Origin of the sequence: Papillibacter cinnamivorans DSM 12816 (assembly GCF_900176335.1) — a bacterium.
In the GTDB taxonomy this organism is placed as follows: domain Bacteria; phylum Bacillota; class Clostridia; order Oscillospirales; family Oscillospiraceae; genus Papillibacter; species Papillibacter cinnamivorans.
The window spans coordinates 63412-80314 of record NZ_FWXW01000009.1; the positions used below are offsets into that span (position 1 = coordinate 63412).

Genomic DNA, 16903 nt, shown 5'->3' on the forward strand with positions numbered 1-16903 from the left:
ATAGACTGTGAGGGTAACAAAATGGGTAGATTGGACGGAAAAGTGGCCATTGTAACCGGTGCCAGTTCAGGTTTTGGGCGTGCAATTGCAAGAACATATGCCAGGGAAGGCGCCAAGGTTGTCTGTGCGGATTTAGTCAGCAGTGTCCCAAGGGCGGGTTTTGAGACCGATCCGGAATTTGATACGGATGCCGCCATCAGAAAAGACGGCGGAGAGGCGATTTATGTCAAGTGCGACGTTACAAAAAATGAAGATGTAAAAAACTTATTTGAGCAGACCATTAAAAAATACGGAACTCTGGATATCCTGACAAATAACGCCGGAGTATACCGCGGTGCCAATCTGATGTACAAAATTCCTGTGGAAGATCTGGAAGCTTGCCTCGAAGTCAACGTCAAAGGCATGTGGAGAATGTGTCAGAATGCGATTCCTATTTTCATTGAAAAAAATAAGGGAAAGATCGTCAACATCGTTTCCACAGCAGGATTAAACGGAACACCCACGCAGGCGCCTTACAACACTTCCAAAGGAGCGGCTGCAAACTTGACTCAGACAATGGCAATTGAATACGGCGTAAATAATATCAACGTAAATGCAGCCTGTCCGACATACTGTAAAACCTCTCTTACAAAGGCATTTTTCGAAGATCCGACATTCAGAAAAATGGTCGAGGATAAGGTTCCCATGCATAGATGGGGCGAAACTCAGGATGTCGCAAACCTGGCCCTATTTCTGGCCTCCGAAGAATCCAACTACATAACGGGGGCGCTCATTCCTGTAGATGGCGGAGAGGTTCTTAGTTGTTTCACAAATAAGGACTTCGGGTTTAGGTAATCAAAATTTCTTCTGGTGTAGGGAATGAAAATTTTCTAAAATACCTAAAAAGTATGTTGAGCCCGCACGAATGTGCGGGCTCAACATACAATCTTTTCAATTCAGAAGGAAGGCGGCGTAACCGCGCCGATAAATACTCCTTCGCGGTTTGGGGACGGGTTATACCAGATATGCGGAGTAGTGCTGGCGTGATAGATGGTATCTCCCGCATTCAGGTGATACATTTCCCGCATACCCGTATCCGGATCGATCAGAGTCACATCAAACTGCCCTTCGATCACATAACAGAATTCCTCCCCTGCGTGCTGCATCGGCCCAATAGTCGCTCCGGGCGGCACGCGGAATAATACCGGCTCTATCAGCTTCTCATGAGGATTTCGTACCAGAAGCAAGGCGGTAGTACCCTCCGCGTCTCTTCCGTTGCCAAGCGAAACGGCTTCCGCCAAGGTAACCACGCGGTCCGAAAAAGAGTTGTTTTCCACAAGGTCCGCCATTGTCATACCATAAACCGCCAGAAGCTGCTGAAGCTTTGAGAGGCTTATGCCTGAACGTCCGTTTTCCAGCATGGACAAGAAGGGACTGGAACACTCCATTCGCTCGGCAACCTCTTTTAAAGTCATCTTCTTTTTTTTCCGAATCTGCTTTAATTTTTGTCCAATTAATAGTAGGTTTGCTTCATTCATTCGCTATATCCGCCTATCAAAACAGTTTGGTGCATAGGTCCACTATTTACTTATAATACAGTAGAATTAAGTATAAGTCAACATTAATTTCTCTTTCGCTTAACATTACTTAATATCTCCATAGATACTCTGTGCCGGAGAATATATGGCATCGTTTGCGGTTCCACCCGAAAAATAAGAGCAAACCGCGCTGTTCAGCCCGGTATGATGCCGATTGCAACTATTATATCACAAACGCAAAGTGTTTCGTGATATATGGCAACGCTGCCGGTTGCCCCGAAAGGGGCGAGGCGGACGCGCCGTAGAGTCTGGTATAATAGGCGCATTGCGGCTCGCGGCTATAATATCACAAACGCTGTTCGGAGGAAAATAATTACTTTGTGAATTATTTTAATAATAACAGGTTTTTTAAGCGAGTCATTGGTATGATTCGTTTATTAAAAGGAATCCGGTATATCTGGTGACGGGGACATGGTAAGCATTGCGCCTTTGCGGAATATAATTGATATTGGAGGGTTCAATATGCCCCGTGAACAGAAATACGCTGTGCAGGATGGTGACGGTATGGAAAGTATTCTTGGAAATTCTCAGTACAAAAGCGGATGGAAGCGCCTGACCCGGGAAGACGAAACGGAAATCATCACTGCATATAAAAAAATGGAACCCACTGAAAAAAAGCTTACGGAAAAAGTGGCTGCCGAAAAGCAGGAAATGCAAAAGACGGCCGAGCCTGCCGCTTTGCCCGACAGCGCCGAAATTCTGAAGCTTCTCGCAGAGCTGAACGGCAAAATCGACGATCTGACCCAATATGTAACCAGCCAAGACGACGCTTTCAATACCCTCCTGAATCAGATGAAAGCGGAGGCGGCTTCGGGCCGTAAAGGGTTTGGCTTCCTGAAAAAATAGCTCTCCCGGGCGGCTTCGGCCAATCGGAATCCTGCTGAAAGCGGTTCGGTTTTTTCGGGTCCTGGTTTGAGTACCATTGAGGGATCGGGACTGTTAGCCTGTACACGCTCGTATATAATTGAAGAAGCGCCGAAATCATGTCACTTAATAGGTTCATCAGCGTATATTGTATTAGCATACATTATGCGACGCGGTTAAAGTTATAGATTTTGTCTTGGAGTGATAATAATATGAGCAATGAGGCATTGCCAGTGGTTCTGGATATATTTGCCAGAAGAATATTGGCCAAAGCGGAACTGACCCAGCAACAGGAGGTATTTCAGGAACAATACACAACCGTCGCTCCCATAACCCCCTTGGGAACAAAAGCCCCCTTGAGACTCTTCATAATCAATCACGATGCTGACCCGACGGAGGTTCCCAACACCGATTACGGCTCCGCCGTCAAATGCGTGAAGCTCTGCAAGCGGATTCTGGATGAGGATCCCTCGAACACGATTATTTGTACTCAAAAGTCCAAGGTGATCATCGACTTCGAACTGATTCTCATCGTGGAATATGAAGACAACACCTTTGACGTGCTGACCCTACCCAGAAACCTTTCTTCCAGGCTGCATTACAGCGCTGGCACTACGAAAGCATTTGTGGAATCCACCGTGATTGACGCGGCCGGGGCGCCTGTCGTCCAGCACCAGAACGTATCCCAGCCTTATGAGGCCCTTGTTATCAGATCCACAGGGGTAAACGCTTACACCAATTTCGAGTACACGGTCAACATTCCGATTTCCAGCTTCAGCACGGTCCTGAGAAAATGCGAGCTGGACGATCCTTCGCTCCAGTCCTATATCCTGCTCCGGAATCTGGATTACGAAGTGGATGTACTCGATCCGTTCCAGGTTTTCATCAACGCAGACAACACCCAAAGCATATGGACCACCGAGGTGGAATTCTCGCTGTACGAGGACATCATCGACAAACTCGGCATCGACCAGGATGTTCGGATTCTGGGCACCCCCGAATATGTCTGTACGGACGATTGTTCTTGTCCGTAATCCAATCCCGGTTTAAGAAAAGCGAAGGGAGGCGGGCACATGCCCGCCTCCCGGCTCTGCTTGTCTAAAAAGTCCCGGTGTCCTTTTTCCCGCCGGCGGAAAGTCCCGGTTTGAAATTGGTCTCCATTCCATGGGACAAGTTTCTTGCACATTACCGTCTTTTTTTATATACTGTAATAAAATGACGGAAAACGACCCGATCTGCCTTCATTGGGCAGGACAAGCCGGGATGAGCCGATTTTATAAAGTTCGGTTCCGTGTTATACCGGTTGATTCGCCGGTTTTTCGGGGCGAGGAGAGCCTGGTGCGTCGGTCGTGCCGTCTTGTTTTTAGATTGTTCCGGTGTCTTAAGTCCGTCCGGGCAGCAATAGAGGTGCCTTCATGAAGCCGTTGGTCAGCGTCATCATTCCTGTATACAATACGGAACCGTATCTTCGCCGGTGCCTTGAAAGCGTCGTGGCTCAGACATACGATCCCCTGGAGATCATCCTTGTGGACAACGCTTCGACGGACGGCTCCTCTCAAATCTGCCTGGAATTTGCCGAAAGGGACCGGCGTATCCGGCTGATCTGCCTGGAAAAAAACAACGGGCCGGGGGCCGGCAGAAATGCGGCCCTGGCCGCTGTGTCCGGAGAGTACATCGGATTTGTGGATTCCGACGATTACGTTGATCCGGATATGTTCTCCTATCTTGCCGAAAACGCAGTGCTTTACGGTTCCGATATCACAATTTGCGGCTTCTATGAGGAAGAAGGCGGCTCTGTAATAAAAAAGAGCCCTGCGGAGCTGACGCAGTACTCCGCGGACGCCGCTCTCCGGGAGCTGCTGGCGGATCGGGTGATACAGAACTATCTCTGGCAGAAGCTGTTTAAAGTGCATCTGTTCTCGGGAGTCTCTTTCCCCACCTTCCGTGTTTACTGTGATCTCAGTTCCTATAAACTGTTTCTGCCGGCAAATAAGGTTGTTTACCTTCCCGAGGCAAAATATCATTACCGGATACTGCCTGACAGCGCCTGTCACCGCATAGCTCCGCCCTACTACATGGACCGTGCGGATCTTCTCATCCGGCGGGCCGATGATCTGATGAAAACGCATCCTGACCTCAAAAGCTATCTCTGTTTCGATCTTTACTGTGCATACAGCCTGTACTATGAGGCAGCTGCAAAATATCCGGACAGAGAAGATCTTCGTTCCATATTGGAGGGCGAAAACCTTTATCGGCTCCGGGCAGCCAGAAAGGACCTTGCGGCCAGCGAACGTCTTGGATTTCTGGGCCGTCTGGAAATGAACCTTATGTGCAGGGGATCGGGATTGGGCCGATTTCTGGTCCCCCGTATCCATGAATTAATTGTTTTCACTGTCAGTCTCCGACAGAAGCTGCAAAAAAAGCGCGGTTCCTCATAAAATCACCGGCCGGCGAATGAAATCTCTGAAGCATTTCCCTCCGCGTACTCGCCGAAATAAACGGCGCCGTTTTCGCCGCGGCGGAAAGGAATCCCGAAATGAAAGTTGTGATTTTAGCCGGCGGGTTCGGAACCCGTTTTTCCGGCGAAAGCCCGGATTGCCCCAAGCCAATGGTCAGAATCGGCGGAATGCCGCTGATATGGCATATTATGAAATACTATGCCTGTTACGGTCATACCGAATTTATCCTATGCGCGGGGTATAAACAGCAGGCCGTTAAGGATTTTTTCTTCAGATATTGCCTCCATCGCAGCGACGTGACCTTTGATTTTACTTCAGAGGACAAGGTTACATATCATAGTCGCATTTCCGAGCCCTGGCGGGTTACCGTTGCGGATACCGGCCGGGACACCATGACCGGAGGGCGTGTCGCCCGCGTGCGTCCCTACGTGGGAGAGGAAACCTTTCTGCTGACCTATGGCGACGGACTTTCCGATCTGGATGTCAACGATACGATACGCTTTCACCGGGAGCACGGAAAGATGCTGACCGTCACCGCCGTTCAGCCGGAAGAGCGCTTCGGTGTTTTGTCCCTGGACGAAAGCGGCTCGGTAACGGCGTTCCATGAAAAAGAACACTCCGGCCGCTGGATCAACGCAGGTTTCATGGTGGCCGAACCGGAATGGTTTAATTATATGGAAGGCGACGGGACCGTTCTGGAAAAAGAACCGATGGAACGGGCCGCCCGGGAAGGAAAGATACGGGCATACCGTCACACCGGTTTCTGGCAGTGCATGGACACGCCCCGGGAAAAGAGGATTCTGGAGGAGCTCTGGGAATCCGGCAAAGCCCCGTGGAAGCTCTGGTGAGCGGACGGTCTCCGGGTCATCGTTATATGCAGTAGTTGGAGGTGGCTCCGTGAGCCCTTTGGTCAGTGTCGTCCTTCCGATATACAATGCCGAGCCGTATCTGCGCAAATGTCTGGACAGTCTGGTCGGTCAAACATATGAATCCCTGGAAATCATCCTGGTGGACAACGCGTCTACAGACGGTTCTCTGGCCATATGCCGGGAATATTCCGAAAAAGACGGCCGGATCCGGATTGTCTGCCTGGATGATAATTACGGCTGCGGCGGCGGTCGTAACGCGGGAATCGCGGCTGCACACGGAGAGTATATCGGCTTTGCGGATGCCGACGACTATGCCGACCCGGATATGTACTCCTATCTCGCGGAAAACGCCGTTTTCTATCAGACCGATATTACGATGTGCGGTTTTTATGAGGAAGAAGGCGGCAGCGTCAGAAAAATATGCGCTCCCTCGCTGACCCGGTATACCCGGGACGAAGCCCTGCGGGAATTGCTGCTGGACCGGATTGTAAGGAATTTTCTCTGGCAGAAGCTGTTCAGGGTCCGGCTGTTTTCCGGCTTTTCACTGCCGGAGCGCTGCGCTTACGACGACCTGGCGATTTATGGGGTCTTTAAAATTGCGGACACCTTTCTTTGTCTTCCTGAAGCGAAATATCACTACCTCATCCGGCCGGACAGCGACTGTCACCGAAATCTCGCCTCCGTTTATTTAAATCGCGCGGACTTTTTGCTCCGCAGGGCCGAAGATCTCGGGAAAACGCATCCGCATCTGAAAAGTTTTTATATTGCTGACATCTACAAGGCTTTCAGCCATTATAATGAGGCTGCCGCAAAATTCCCGGAGAATGCGGACCTTCGGGGTGTTTTTGCACCTGAAAATCTCCGGATACTGCGCGAAGCCAGAAAGGACATCATTGCCAGCGGGACCATCGGGTTTCTTGCTCGGTCGGAGCTGAACATCATGTGTTTAGGAGCGAAACCATTTCGTATGCTGGCCCTCCGGACCCACGCCCTTATGATTCGCGTGACGGTTTTCAGGCGAAACCGGAAGGAGAGGCGCAATCGCTTATAAAAGCGCCGATCTGACGGAACCCCTTTCCCACGAAAAGAATATCCAAAGGATGAAAACGCATGGTAATTACCGTTATAGGACTCGGTTATATCGGGCTGACCGCCGCTTTGGGCTTTGCGGAACTGGGCTGTAAAGTATACGGGACCGATACCAGCACCGCCCGGATGTCGGCGGTTTCTTCCGGTCGGCTTCCCGTTTCCGAGCCCGGATTGGGTTCTTCCCTTGCCCGGCATCTCGGCCGCGGTTTCCTTCCCTGCTCCAATATGAACGCCATGGTGGCGGAAAGCGACTGCATCTTTTTCTGCGTGGGCACCCCCGGCCTTCCGGACTCCGGAGCCGATCTCTCCTGCCTGGCGGGAGCGGTTGAGCAGGTGCTGGACATCCTGACCCCCGATCACTTCAAAGTGCTGGTAATCAAATCCACCATTCCCCCTTCTACGGCGGTGGAGCGGATTGTCCCCCTGGCAGAAAACCGGGGCCTGAAAGCCGGCAAGGACATAGGAATTGCCGTCAATCCGGAATTTCTGCGGGAAGGCAGCTGCTGGGACGATTTCATGCATCCTGACAGGATTGTCCTGGGTGTGTCGGACCGCCGTTCGGAGGCCCTTTTGAGGGAACTTTACGCCCCCTTCGGAGCGCCAATTCTATCTGTGGATCTCACTACCGCCGAATTTATCAAATATCTGTCCAACTCCATGCTTGCCATGATGATCAGCTTTTCAAACGAGATGAGCCTGATAGCCGACGCCATCGGCGGCATCGACGTGGCCTCCGCTTTCCGGATCCTGCATCTGGACAGGAGATGGAACGAATGCGATATGCGCTCCTACCTTTATCCCGGGTGCGGCTACGGCGGATACTGCCTGCCCAAGGATACCCGAGCGCTGTATTCCACGGCCAGGGCCTTCGGCATGGACCCCCAGATGCTGAAAAACACCATCGCGGTAAACGATTCCATGGCCGCAGTGACGGCCGGGCGCATTGCCCGGGCCGCCGGAAGGGACCCCGGCGCGGCTGTCGGCATACTGGGCCTTTCCTTCAAACCGGGCAGCGGCGACACCCGGGACTCTCCCGCCGCGGGAATCATCCGTGAGCTGAACCGGCTGGGATACCGCAACATTCTCTGTTACGACCCGGAAGCCGCTGCCGAATTTCAGGCTTCCTATCCTCTGGAATACTACTGTGTAGGAGAATACGCCCGGGCGGTGTCCTTATCGGACGTAATCGCCCTTGTCACGGCATGGCCGGAATTTAAAAATATCCGGGAAATGACGGACAAACCCATCGTGGACTGCCGGTATATGCTGTAGCGCGAATCGTCCGGATGCCTTGTCCGGTGGATTCCGGCCCCGGTTCGGCTTTATTCGGCTTTTTCCCCCGACAGCTTTCCGGCGGCTTTCCGGAAGACTGCCCGGATTCCCTCCCTGCGCAGCACCTCCAGACAGCGCATCGCCAGACGGCGGGACTCCTGGGCTGCAAACCCGGCCCGCAGCTGCAGCAGCCGGTTTTCGGTCACCCCCAGGTCACGGCAGATCTCCGCCCGGCTCTTCCCCAGCTCCCGGGCTACGCTCATATACTCGAGAAACAGTTCTCTTTTGTTGTCCCGTCCCAGACGCAGGGCCTGGCGGACAAAGTTGGCAAAGGACCGGTAATTTTTTATATTTCCCGCATGACCGGTCATTCCCGTTCGGGTCAGGCCATCCTCCAGATACTCGCAGATATATGTGACCCGGTTGAACCACCGTATTTTATAGCCGTCTCCCGCCATGGCGTCCCACGCCGTGTCTTCGATGACATAAGTTTCTCCCGGATACTCGGGAAAGGGGTACCGCTTCATCACCTGGGTGCGGTAAACCTCCGCCTTGTCTCCTCCCAGATCGAAACGAGGCCGCTCCAGATTGGTGGCGTCCGTGTATCCGTCCTGCCCCGTCTTCGGTATCCCTCCGTGGATTTCTCCGGACGGGGCGGCGCGCAGACCGGAAACCCCGCAGAATTCCTCCATTTCATCGATGCTCTCCGCCCATCCGAGGACGAGCTCCACCGCGTCGTCCGTAAGAAAGTCGTCGCTGTCCACGTTGAAAAAATACGGATATTTCGCCAGATGCACGGCGCGGTTGATCGCCCGGTGCTTGCCGCCGTCTTCCTGCCATAGATAGCGGATTTCAAATCCCGGCTTCTCTGAAAGCCAGGTTTCAAACAGCTCCGGCGTCCCGTCCGTGGATCCGTTGTCGATCACCAGCCATTCGAAATTTTTAACCGTCTGGCGTTTCAAGGATTCATACAGCCTGGGCAGGCAATATGCCCGCTGATGTGTGGGCGTGAACACGGTAAGCATCATTTTCAATTCTCCTTCCGCCGTACCCGGGTATCGCGTTTCCGGGGCTTTGCAGGCAGGCTGTATTTATTCTATACTATTCTTCAAATTTTTTGAAGAATAGTATAGACGGCCATACGGGCCTGATCGCGCTCACGGCCTTCAATGAACGTTTCATTCGGATCTGTCTTTTTAAAGAAGGTTTGACATTGATATGCGCGGCGCCCTTTCGTCAACGCGGAATCCCGTCCATGAGAAACAATTCAAGTGCGGAGGTACTGCATGAACGGCCCTCTTGTTTCGGTCATCATCCCGGTTTATAATGCCTGCTCCTATCTGCGCCGTTGTCTGGACAGCGTAATAGCTCAGACATACGGGCAGATCGAAATCATTCTCGTGAACGATGGCTCCGGGGACAGCAGCGGCGATATTTGTGACGAGTACGCCGGGAAGGACGGGCGAATCCGGGTACTGCATCAGAGTAACAGGGGACTTGCCGCCGCCCGTAACGCGGGGCTTGACATAGCCTGCGGCCACTGCATCGGCTTTGTGGACGCCGACGACTGGATCTATCCGGATATGTATGAAACCCTGGTGAATCTTCTGGAACAAACGGGGGCGGACGTCTCCCAGTGCAGTTTCGTGTTCGGAGACCTGGAGCCTCAGACGGCAAATTCCGCCGTGGCAGACGTCTGTTTTTTTCAGGGTCCCGAAATTTTGCAGGCGGCATTTCGCGAAATCCTATCCTGGAATCTTTGGGACAAGCTTTTTCGGGCAGATTTATGGAAAACCCGCCGCCTTCCCGAAGGATATTATTACGAAGACGCCATCGTCCTCACGGATCTCTTTTCCCAGGATTGCCGGCTGGTCAAAACGAGCAGGGTAGAATACTGTTACAACATCTCCAGTCCAAGCATCACCCGGGGAGAAAAGCGGAAATGCCATCTTGAGAGCATCGAGAAACTATGCCTGACCTGGGACGCGTATACGGCGCGGCAGAGCCATGATCACGGCAGCGCTTCCATGCTCCTGTGCAAAAACATTCCCTGTTACAACTGGTGGATTCGTGAAAACGCGGAAATAGATAAAGCCGCGGTGAAGGAGCACAACCGCCGGATGCATCGGATATTCCTCCGCCACTACGCAGCCGCCCGGAAAACGCGGCAGTACGGCTCGGCGCCCATTTCCAAGAAGTTATTGTGGATGATCTATTCTTGCAGCCCGGCGCTGTCTAATTATCTGGTCAGAACATATCACGAGGGTTTTAAGCCATACGGCAGGTGAATGCCGCTTTATGGGATGCCGTGGGAGGTACTGGATGAACAGCTTGCTTATTTCGGTGATCATACCGGTATACAATGCGCGGCCGTATCTGCGGCGCTGTCTGGACAGCGTGCTGTCCCAGACGTATACCCAGCTGGAAATCATCCTCGTGGATGATGGTTCCACGGACGGCAGCGGCGATATCTGTGAGGAATATATTAAAAAAGATACGCGGATTAAGGTCCTGCATCAGGAAAACCGGGGACAGTCTGCCGCCCGCAACGCGGGTCTTGACATAGCCCGCGGCGACTGCGTCGGCTTTGTAGACGCCGATGACTGGATCTATCCCCACATGTACCGGGATCTGCTGGAATCGATTGAAAAAACCGGAGCGGATATTGCCCAGTGCCGTTATATCTGCGCCGATGCGGACCTCCCGTCTGAAGATTTCTGTTATTCCGATATCCTACTGCTTAAGGGTCCCGATATTATTCAGGCTGCATTTCTCGAGACGGTATCCTGGAGCCTTTGTGACAAACTTTACCGGGCCGAACTTTGGAAAACTGTGCGGTTGCCGGCTGGCTATATCTATGAAGACAATCTTGTATTGATGGATCTTTTCTCAAAAAATCTATGCCTGGCCGTAACAGATAAAATCGGATATTACTATGATGTGTCCGGTCTTAGTACAACACGGGGGAAAAAGGGCATATTGCATATGAGAAGTGCTGAGAAGCTTTGCCGGCTCTGGGAAGAATATATCGTCCGACAGAAGGACACCAGCGGTAATATTGACATGGCCATATGCAAGAGCATTCCCTGTTACAGATGGCTCGCGGAAGAAAACGATGAAATCGACAGACCGGCCCTTCGCCGTCACAATGCAAACATGCATAAGATTTTTTCCCGGCACTATCGGGTTGCTAAAAAATCAGAGAAATACCGTGCGGAACCTCCGGCGAAAAAACTGCTGTGGCTGATTTATTATTGCAGCCCAGCTCTTTCCAACTATCTTATCAAGGTATATCATGAAACCCTGAGGGGGGACGGGAATGGATAGCGGGCCCCTGGTCAGCGTGATCGTTCCCGTGTACAATGTCGAGCCCTATCTTCGAAAAAGTCTGGACAGCATCCTGGCCCAGACCTACGGCTGCCTCGAAATTATTCTCGTGAACGACGGTTCTTCGGACGGAAGCGGTGCCCTCTGCGAGGATTACGCCCGGAAAGACGCCAGGATCCGTGTGATTCATCAGAAAAACGGGGGCGTCTCTTCGGCCAGGAACACCGGCCTGTCCGCCGCATCCGGAGAGTATATCGCCTGGGTGGACCCGGACGACTGGTGTTCGCCCGATTTTATCCAATATCTGCTTGAAAATCTGATGTCCGAAAAAGCCGATCTTGCCACGTGCGGATATCGTTCTATCCGGGGAGTCAGCTTTAAAAGGATTGCCGCCTCCAGAAGGATGGTACTTACAGAGGATCAGATCCTGCATCGGTATTGGAATACAAATGAGATCGGAGACACCCTGTGGAACAAGCTCTATAAAAGATCCCTCTTTGACCGTATTTCTTTTCCTCCGCTGGTCCGTTTTGAGGATTCGGCCGTCATGTTCCGGATTCTTGCCGCTTCTGAAAAAACCGTTGTTCTTCCGGATGTAAAATATTTTTACCGTTTGCGCAGCGGTGGGCTCAGTCAGCAAAAGAGCACCGCTGCAGCAGCCGATTCTCTGGATGTTGTGCTGCAGGTATTCGATGCTGCCGTAGCAGAATATCCATGGCTTAAAAATGCCGTAAGCGCAAAAACAATGTCCTTTATTCATGGATCGCTTATGATGCTGCCATGTGCCCTGTATCCTTCTTCTGAGACCCGCTGTGCATTGTCCCGCATTGCTTCCCGCGCCTTGGACCGTCAGAGGGGAATACTGGAATATGCAGCCCCCGGCTGGGTCGGAAGGCTGGAGCTTCGCATGGCGTGTTCGGCACAACCGGCCGCCATATGGCTGTCCCGCCTGTTCCAGCTGGCATATTTCCTGCATTCCGAAGTGAAACTACTGTTTGGGAGCCAGAAATGAGTGCAACGAATTCAAAACAATCCGAAGGCAAGCCCGATGTGATCCTTGCGTATGCGGCAAACCGGGAATACTCTTTGCCCCTCTGCGCGGCCATTGAATCGGTGCTGGAAACCGGCAGTCCGGAGCGTATATACCGGATTTTCGTGCTTCATGAAGATCTGCCGGCGGAAACCGTCCGTATGCTGGAAGGATTGGGAAACGAACGGACACCGGTCTGCTGTCTCCGGGTTGGCCATCTGGTGGATGAAAATGCCATGTACGCCATGTACTATTTTACCAGGGAAATGTACTTCCGGCTTCTCATTCCCTCCGTCCTGCCCGAATTTGATAAAGTGCTCTATCTGGACTGCGACACCATAGCCCTGACGGACGTGGGAGAACTGTTTGACACTCCGCTCGGGGGGGCGGTCCTCGGCGCGGTGGCGGACCAGTACGAAGCCAATAACCTGAAAAGATTGAGTTGCGTCCTCCCGCGCACTCCCGCCAGGTATATCAATTCCGGAGTGCTTCTGATGGACTGCAGGCAATTCCGGCAGGAACACCTGCTGGAGCAGTGCCTGGCGTTCCTGCGGGAAAACGGCAGCATGAGCTGCCCCGACCAGGACACCGTCAACACCGTTTGCGACGGTAAAATCCGGTTTCTCGAAGACAGATGGAATGTGTTCTGGGAAAATACGTGCGCTAAGCTCGATGCTATTTCGATGCTTCACTATTCCTCCAACAAAAAGCCCTGGAACAGTCTGCAGTTTCCGCGATCCGAATACTTCTGGCGTGCGGCGGAAAAAACGCCGGCCTTTGGCCCTCTCTCCTCGTTTGTCCTGGAAAATCAGGCGGATGTGCTTTTGAATTCGAATGTGGAAGAAGTCGGTTTGCGCTGTTGCCGAAGTGGAAGCATGGGGATGCGGTATATACTAATGCTTGTTAAGGCATATCTGAACTTCAAAATGTTCGGAAAAACGGAAGGGGCGGAGGATCTGTCGCGATGATGTCAGGTGAAATGAAAAGCGTGCTGGACGATGTGATCCTGGCTTTCGCGGTAAGTAATACGTATGTGCTTCCCCTCTGCGTTACTATCGAATCCGTCGTTGAAACCGCCGCCCCCGGCCGTACATACCGCATATTTGTGCTGCACGACAGTCTGTCTCCCGCAAATATCGTTCTTGTTGAGAACATGGGGACCCGGAGGGCCCCGGTGAGATGTATCCGTATCGGGCATCTTCTGGATCAGGAAGCCATGTATCCCATTTCCTATTTTAGCCGCGAGATCTATTACCGGCTGCTGATTGCCGACGCGCTGCCGGATTACGGCAAAGTATTGTATCTGGACTGCGATATGATTGTCCGAAAAGACGTTGGGGCGCTTTTTGATACGCAGCTGGACGGAGCGGTCCTGGGTGCGGTAAAGGATACCCCCGGCAGCAGCCGCCGAAAGGATATTGAAAAAGGGCTGGGAATTCCCCTGGACCGGTATTTCAATTCCGGTGTCCTTCTGATTGATACGCGGCGGTTTGCCGCAGAAAAAATAAAGGAGCGCTCTTTCGAGCTTCTGTACCGGGAAAAGCGTCTTATCACTCCGGATCAGGACGCGTTGAACGTGGTGTGCTGGAAAACCGCGAGGCTGCTGGATGAGCGGTGGAACGTTTTCTGGGAAAGAACTTTTGCGGGTTTTCCGCAGCCACCTGAAAGCGCATGGATTTTACATTATATTTCTCCCGTCAAGCCCTGGAATTCCGTCGGATTTGCTCAGACGGGACCCTTTTGGAGCTGCGCGAAAAAAACGCCGGTATACAGTCGGCTGTGCGATGGTATCCTGTGCCGGCCGTTGGACCGGGTGGAGCATGTCGCCGTCCAGGGAGCCGTTTTATATCAATATCAGGCCGGCGGTTTGGGCTTTCGCTATATTCTCCGTTTAATGGGCGCATGGCTGAGCTTCAAGCTGTTTGGAAAACCGGAAAGCGGTGAAGAGCAGAAATGACGGATTTGGATACGCTGAAAAGAATTCTGTGGATTACGTGTCCCGATCGGATTCAAAGCATCCGGCCGCGTTTTTTAAGGCGCATCGTCAAACTCCTGCGTCTGCCCGGTTTTCTCATAAAAAATCCGTGGATACTCAAACGGTCTCCTCTGATCCTGCCGTATATTGAAATGCCCGTTACCACCCGGTGTACCTTGAGATGCGAAAAATGCGCGAACCTGATGCAGTGGTACCGGCGTCCTGAGGATGTGGAATGCCCGGATCTGATAAGATACTTCAATCGGCTGGTTTCCGTCGTAGACTACACGGTGGCGTTTACCTTCCTGGGAGGGGAACCTCTGCTGTATCCCCGCCTGGGCGAGCTGTTGGAGCATGCCGTCTACTGCGATAAAATCGGAATCGTCAAGGTCACTACAAACGGGACGATACTTCCGACGGAGGAGCGCCTTCTTGCGATCCTGGCCCATCCGAAGGTATTTGTGGAAATCAGCGATTACGGCGATCTATCCCGCCGAAAGAGCGAGCTGATATCCCTTTTTGAAAAGCGGCGGATCCGGTATGTGTTCTTTCGCGCCCAAGAAAACTGGTATGACTTCGGGGGCATGGAATTTCGCGCCCGGGAGGAAACCGCGCTGAGAAAACAGTTCGCTTTGTGCGCCGCCGGCTGCCGGAGCTATTACCGCGGCAGGCTGCACTGGTGCCCCCGGTCCGGCCACGGCATGGAGCTCGGTTTTATCCCCGACACGCCCGGGGACTATGTGGATCTGATGGATCCGGATCTGAGCACCGGGGAGCTGCGGATAAAAATCCGCGCGTTTTGTTCTCTGGACGGTATCACCGCCTGCAATTACTGCGACAAGGGAACGGATTTGTTTTTGCCCGTTCCTGCGGCGGTACAGATGGAGCAGGGGAAAGACCGGCTCGGGTCAGAGCCGTAAAGCGGGATTGGTCCCATGTTTCTGATCACCCCCGTTCCCGTCCTATAACAGACCTTTCGGCGGCTTAAGCGGCGGCCGGCACCTCTTTAGGTGCCGGCCGCCGCTTTCTATATGACCAAGGAGGAGGCGTATGTTCCGTATGCCGGGTTTCAGGAGGAGTACCGCAGTTTTAATAGACCGGTCAGCATTTCATCCCGCCACCGCGCGATATCCTTGAGGTCTTTTTCCCCCATCTCGTCTTTGACGCCGCTTACGAGGAGTTCACGGCTGCCCTCCGGAAACTGGTTCCAGGTCGCCATATCCGCCCACCAGGTTTCGAAGGAAGGAGCGAACTGCCCCAAAAAGCTCTCCATTCCGTTGTCGCCGCCGCCCAGATTGAAGATCATGTTGGGTCCCATGAGGGCCCAGCGCAGGCCCGGCCCGTTGCAGACCGCCGCATCCACGTCGTTCACCGAGCAGACTCCGTTCACGACAAGGTCGATCGCCTCCCGCCACACGGCCGCCTGGATCCGGTTGGCCACATGCCCGGGCAGTTCCTTATTGATAACGATAGGAACCTTCCCGATCTCCCGGTAAAATGCGCCGGCTGCCCGGACCACCGCTTCGTCGGCGTTTCCCTTCACGATCTCCACCAGGGGAATCAGATGCGGCGGGTTAAAGGGATGCCCCACAATGACCCTTCCGGGGTACCTGGAATAACCCTGCAGCCTGGAGACCAGCAGGCCCGAGCTGCTGCTGGAAAAAATGGCTCCTTCCCACGCATTGGCGTCCACCTCTTCCAGCACCTTTTGCTTGATCTCGTACCGCTCAAGGGCGGATTCCTGGATAAACTGGGCATTTTTTACCGCTTCGGCAATCTGCGTTGTAAAGCTGGCCCTTTCGGCCGCGGCTTCTCTTTCCGCTTGGGTAAGGAGCTTCTTTTCCTCCATGTCTTTCAGCAGAGCCGAAACCTTGGCGCGTGCGGCGGCAATTTGCCTGTCGTCAATATCCTGGACGGTTACGTTGAGTCCTTTCGACAGAAAGTACGCCGCCCAGCTTGCGCCGATGGTGCCGGCGCCCAGGCAGGCCACGGTTTGAATCTTCAAGTGTCCTTCCTCCTTTCCTTGCCGGTTCGGCTCTTTATCGGTTTTTGGGCCACTTGTCGCTGGGGCAGACGCCCCGGGTGAAGGTTTTCTCGTCGTGGAGCAGGATCACATAATCCGCCTCTTTTTTCACCCGCAGGACGCTCTCGTACGCGTCCTCGCTGTTGACGTGCAGGCCCGGCACCAGGGCTTCCGGCCAGATGGCCTTCACGTCCGCGGGAGGATCGAAGTTTTCTTCGCCGCAGCAGAAGCCGCAGATGATGACCCGGCCCTCCGCGGTGTCCACCGCCACCGACTGCCCACCCGGGGTATGCCCGGGGGTGTAGAGCAGGTGAATACCCGGGAAGATGTCGAACACGTCCCCGTCCACAAAGGCGGGGTTCAGTCCTTCCAGATACTCCGGATTGTAGAGAAACTTATAGCAGGCCGGGGCGTTATG

General features: G+C 53.2%; 17 protein-coding genes. 13 read left to right on the forward strand and 4 right to left on the reverse strand.

All coding sequences use genetic code 11. The features are described 5' to 3' along the window. Positions 1-21: 21 nt before the first annotated feature. Positions 22-834: an SDR family NAD(P)-dependent oxidoreductase gene (locus B9A13_RS12055; protein ID WP_084235414.1), complete on the forward strand. Its 813-nt coding sequence runs from the start codon at positions 22-24 to the stop codon at positions 832-834. Between the two features lie 101 nt (positions 835-935). Here B9A13_RS12055 and B9A13_RS12060 read toward each other — a convergent pair whose 3' ends face one another. Continuing rightward, positions 936-1517 carry a helix-turn-helix domain-containing protein gene (locus tag B9A13_RS12060; RefSeq protein WP_084235415.1) on the reverse strand — a complete coding sequence of 194 codons (582 nt, stop codon included), beginning with the start codon at positions 1515-1517 and terminating at the stop codon, positions 936-938. Positions 1518-2081: 564 nt separating this feature from the next. Here B9A13_RS12060 and B9A13_RS12065 point away from each other — a divergent pair. The 6 genes from B9A13_RS12065 to B9A13_RS12090 all read left to right on the forward strand — a co-directional run bounded on the left by B9A13_RS12065 (position 2082) and on the right by B9A13_RS12090 (position 8130). Further along, positions 2082-2423 (forward strand): hypothetical protein, encoded by a 342-nt coding sequence (locus tag B9A13_RS12065; RefSeq protein ID WP_143807005.1) that lies wholly within the window; start codon positions 2082-2084, stop codon positions 2421-2423. 230 nt (positions 2424-2653) lie between these two features. Further along, entirely contained in the window at positions 2654-3475 is an 822-nt protein-coding gene (locus tag B9A13_RS12070; protein ID WP_143807007.1) for a hypothetical protein, read from the forward strand. Positions 3476-3856: 381 nt separating this feature from the next. Continuing rightward, entirely contained in the window at positions 3857-4879 is a 1023-nt protein-coding gene (locus B9A13_RS12075; protein WP_084235418.1) for a glycosyltransferase family 2 protein, read from the forward strand. A gap of 98 nt (positions 4880-4977) precedes the next feature. Further along, positions 4978-5748, forward strand: a complete 771-nt coding sequence (rfbF, locus tag B9A13_RS12080; RefSeq protein WP_084235419.1) for a glucose-1-phosphate cytidylyltransferase — start codon at positions 4978-4980, stop codon at positions 5746-5748. Positions 5749-5797: 49 nt separating this feature from the next. After that, positions 5798-6820: a glycosyltransferase family 2 protein gene (locus B9A13_RS12085; RefSeq protein WP_084235420.1), complete on the forward strand. Its 1023-nt coding sequence runs from the start codon at positions 5798-5800 to the stop codon at positions 6818-6820. Between the two features lie 59 nt (positions 6821-6879). Then, complete coding sequence (locus B9A13_RS12090; protein ID WP_084235421.1) at positions 6880-8130, forward strand: UDP-glucose dehydrogenase family protein; 1251 nt, start codon at positions 6880-6882, stop codon at positions 8128-8130. A 50-nt stretch (positions 8131-8180) separates the two neighbouring features. Here B9A13_RS12090 and B9A13_RS12095 read toward each other — a convergent pair whose 3' ends face one another. Next, the gene (locus B9A13_RS12095) at positions 8181-9158 is read right to left on the reverse strand and encodes a glycosyltransferase family 2 protein (protein WP_084235422.1); all 978 of its coding nucleotides are present in this window, start codon (positions 9156-9158) and stop codon (positions 8181-8183) included. 258 nt (positions 9159-9416) lie between these two features. Here B9A13_RS12095 and B9A13_RS12100 point away from each other — a divergent pair, with 258 nt between their 5' ends. Genes B9A13_RS12100 through B9A13_RS12125 form a run of 6 tightly spaced genes read left to right on the forward strand, consistent with a single transcriptional unit; the run spans position 9417 to position 15382 of the window. Next, a complete protein-coding gene (locus tag B9A13_RS12100; RefSeq protein ID WP_084235423.1) occupies positions 9417-10418 on the forward strand; it encodes a glycosyltransferase family 2 protein in 1002 nt (333 codons plus the stop codon). 34 nt (positions 10419-10452) lie between these two features. After that, complete coding sequence (locus B9A13_RS12105) at positions 10453-11457, forward strand: glycosyltransferase family 2 protein (RefSeq protein WP_159448134.1); 1005 nt, start codon at positions 10453-10455, stop codon at positions 11455-11457. Further along, positions 11450-12469 carry a glycosyltransferase family 2 protein gene (locus B9A13_RS12110; RefSeq protein WP_084235425.1) on the forward strand — a complete coding sequence of 340 codons (1020 nt, stop codon included), beginning with the start codon at positions 11450-11452 and terminating at the stop codon, positions 12467-12469. The genes B9A13_RS12105 and B9A13_RS12110 overlap by 8 nt, the downstream gene beginning before the upstream one ends. After that, a complete protein-coding gene (locus tag B9A13_RS12115; RefSeq protein ID WP_159448135.1) occupies positions 12466-13455 on the forward strand; it encodes a glycosyltransferase family 8 protein in 990 nt (329 codons plus the stop codon). Before B9A13_RS12110 ends, B9A13_RS12115 begins: the two co-directional genes overlap by 4 nt. Beyond that, entirely contained in the window at positions 13452-14444 is a 993-nt protein-coding gene (locus B9A13_RS12120; protein ID WP_084235426.1) for a glycosyltransferase family 8 protein, read from the forward strand. The genes B9A13_RS12115 and B9A13_RS12120 overlap by 4 nt, the downstream gene beginning before the upstream one ends. Next, entirely contained in the window at positions 14441-15382 is a 942-nt protein-coding gene (locus tag B9A13_RS12125; protein ID WP_084235427.1) for a radical SAM protein, read from the forward strand. The genes B9A13_RS12120 and B9A13_RS12125 overlap by 4 nt, the downstream gene beginning before the upstream one ends. Before the next feature lie 149 nt (positions 15383-15531). Here the strand turns inward: B9A13_RS12125 and B9A13_RS12130 are convergent, their stop codons facing one another. Together B9A13_RS12130 and B9A13_RS14160 are read right to left on the reverse strand one after the other, a co-directional pair. Further along, positions 15532-16467, reverse strand: a complete 936-nt coding sequence (locus B9A13_RS12130; protein ID WP_084235428.1) for a 3-hydroxyacyl-CoA dehydrogenase family protein — start codon at positions 16465-16467, stop codon at positions 15532-15534. A 34-nt stretch (positions 16468-16501) separates the two neighbouring features. Further along, positions 16502-16903 (reverse strand): MBL fold metallo-hydrolase (locus B9A13_RS14160; protein ID WP_479724532.1); only part of this gene is annotated, 402 nt, incomplete at its 5' end.

Bases quoted from the DNA above. Each gene is read 5' to 3' on its own strand.
- B9A13_RS12055 (WP_084235414.1), top strand. From the start codon at position 22: ATGGGTAGATTGGACGGAAAAGTGGCCATTGTAACCGGTGCCAGTTCA.
- B9A13_RS12105 (WP_159448134.1), top strand. From the start codon at position 10,453: ATGAACAGCTTGCTTATTTCGGTGATCATACCGGTATACAATGCGCGG.
- B9A13_RS12120 (WP_084235426.1), top strand. From the start codon at position 13,452: ATGATGTCAGGTGAAATGAAAAGCGTGCTGGACGATGTGATCCTGGCT.
- B9A13_RS12115 (WP_159448135.1), top strand. From the start codon at position 12,466: ATGAGTGCAACGAATTCAAAACAATCCGAAGGCAAGCCCGATGTGATC.
- rfbF (WP_084235419.1), top strand. From the start codon at position 4,978: ATGAAAGTTGTGATTTTAGCCGGCGGGTTCGGAACCCGTTTTTCCGGC.
- B9A13_RS12110 (WP_084235425.1), top strand. From the start codon at position 11,450: ATGGATAGCGGGCCCCTGGTCAGCGTGATCGTTCCCGTGTACAATGTC.
- B9A13_RS12095 (WP_084235422.1), bottom strand. From the start codon at position 9,158: ATGATGCTTACCGTGTTCACGCCCACACATCAGCGGGCATATTGCCTG.
- B9A13_RS12070 (WP_143807007.1), top strand. From the start codon at position 2,654: ATGAGCAATGAGGCATTGCCAGTGGTTCTGGATATATTTGCCAGAAGA.
- B9A13_RS12125 (WP_084235427.1), top strand. From the start codon at position 14,441: ATGACGGATTTGGATACGCTGAAAAGAATTCTGTGGATTACGTGTCCC.
- B9A13_RS12100 (WP_084235423.1), top strand. From the start codon at position 9,417: ATGAACGGCCCTCTTGTTTCGGTCATCATCCCGGTTTATAATGCCTGC.
- B9A13_RS12060 (WP_084235415.1), bottom strand. From the start codon at position 1,517: ATGAATGAAGCAAACCTACTATTAATTGGACAAAAATTAAAGCAGATT.
- B9A13_RS12065 (WP_143807005.1), top strand. From the start codon at position 2,082: ATGGAAAGTATTCTTGGAAATTCTCAGTACAAAAGCGGATGGAAGCGC.
- B9A13_RS12075 (WP_084235418.1), top strand. From the start codon at position 3,857: ATGAAGCCGTTGGTCAGCGTCATCATTCCTGTATACAATACGGAACCG.
- B9A13_RS12090 (WP_084235421.1), top strand. From the start codon at position 6,880: ATGGTAATTACCGTTATAGGACTCGGTTATATCGGGCTGACCGCCGCT.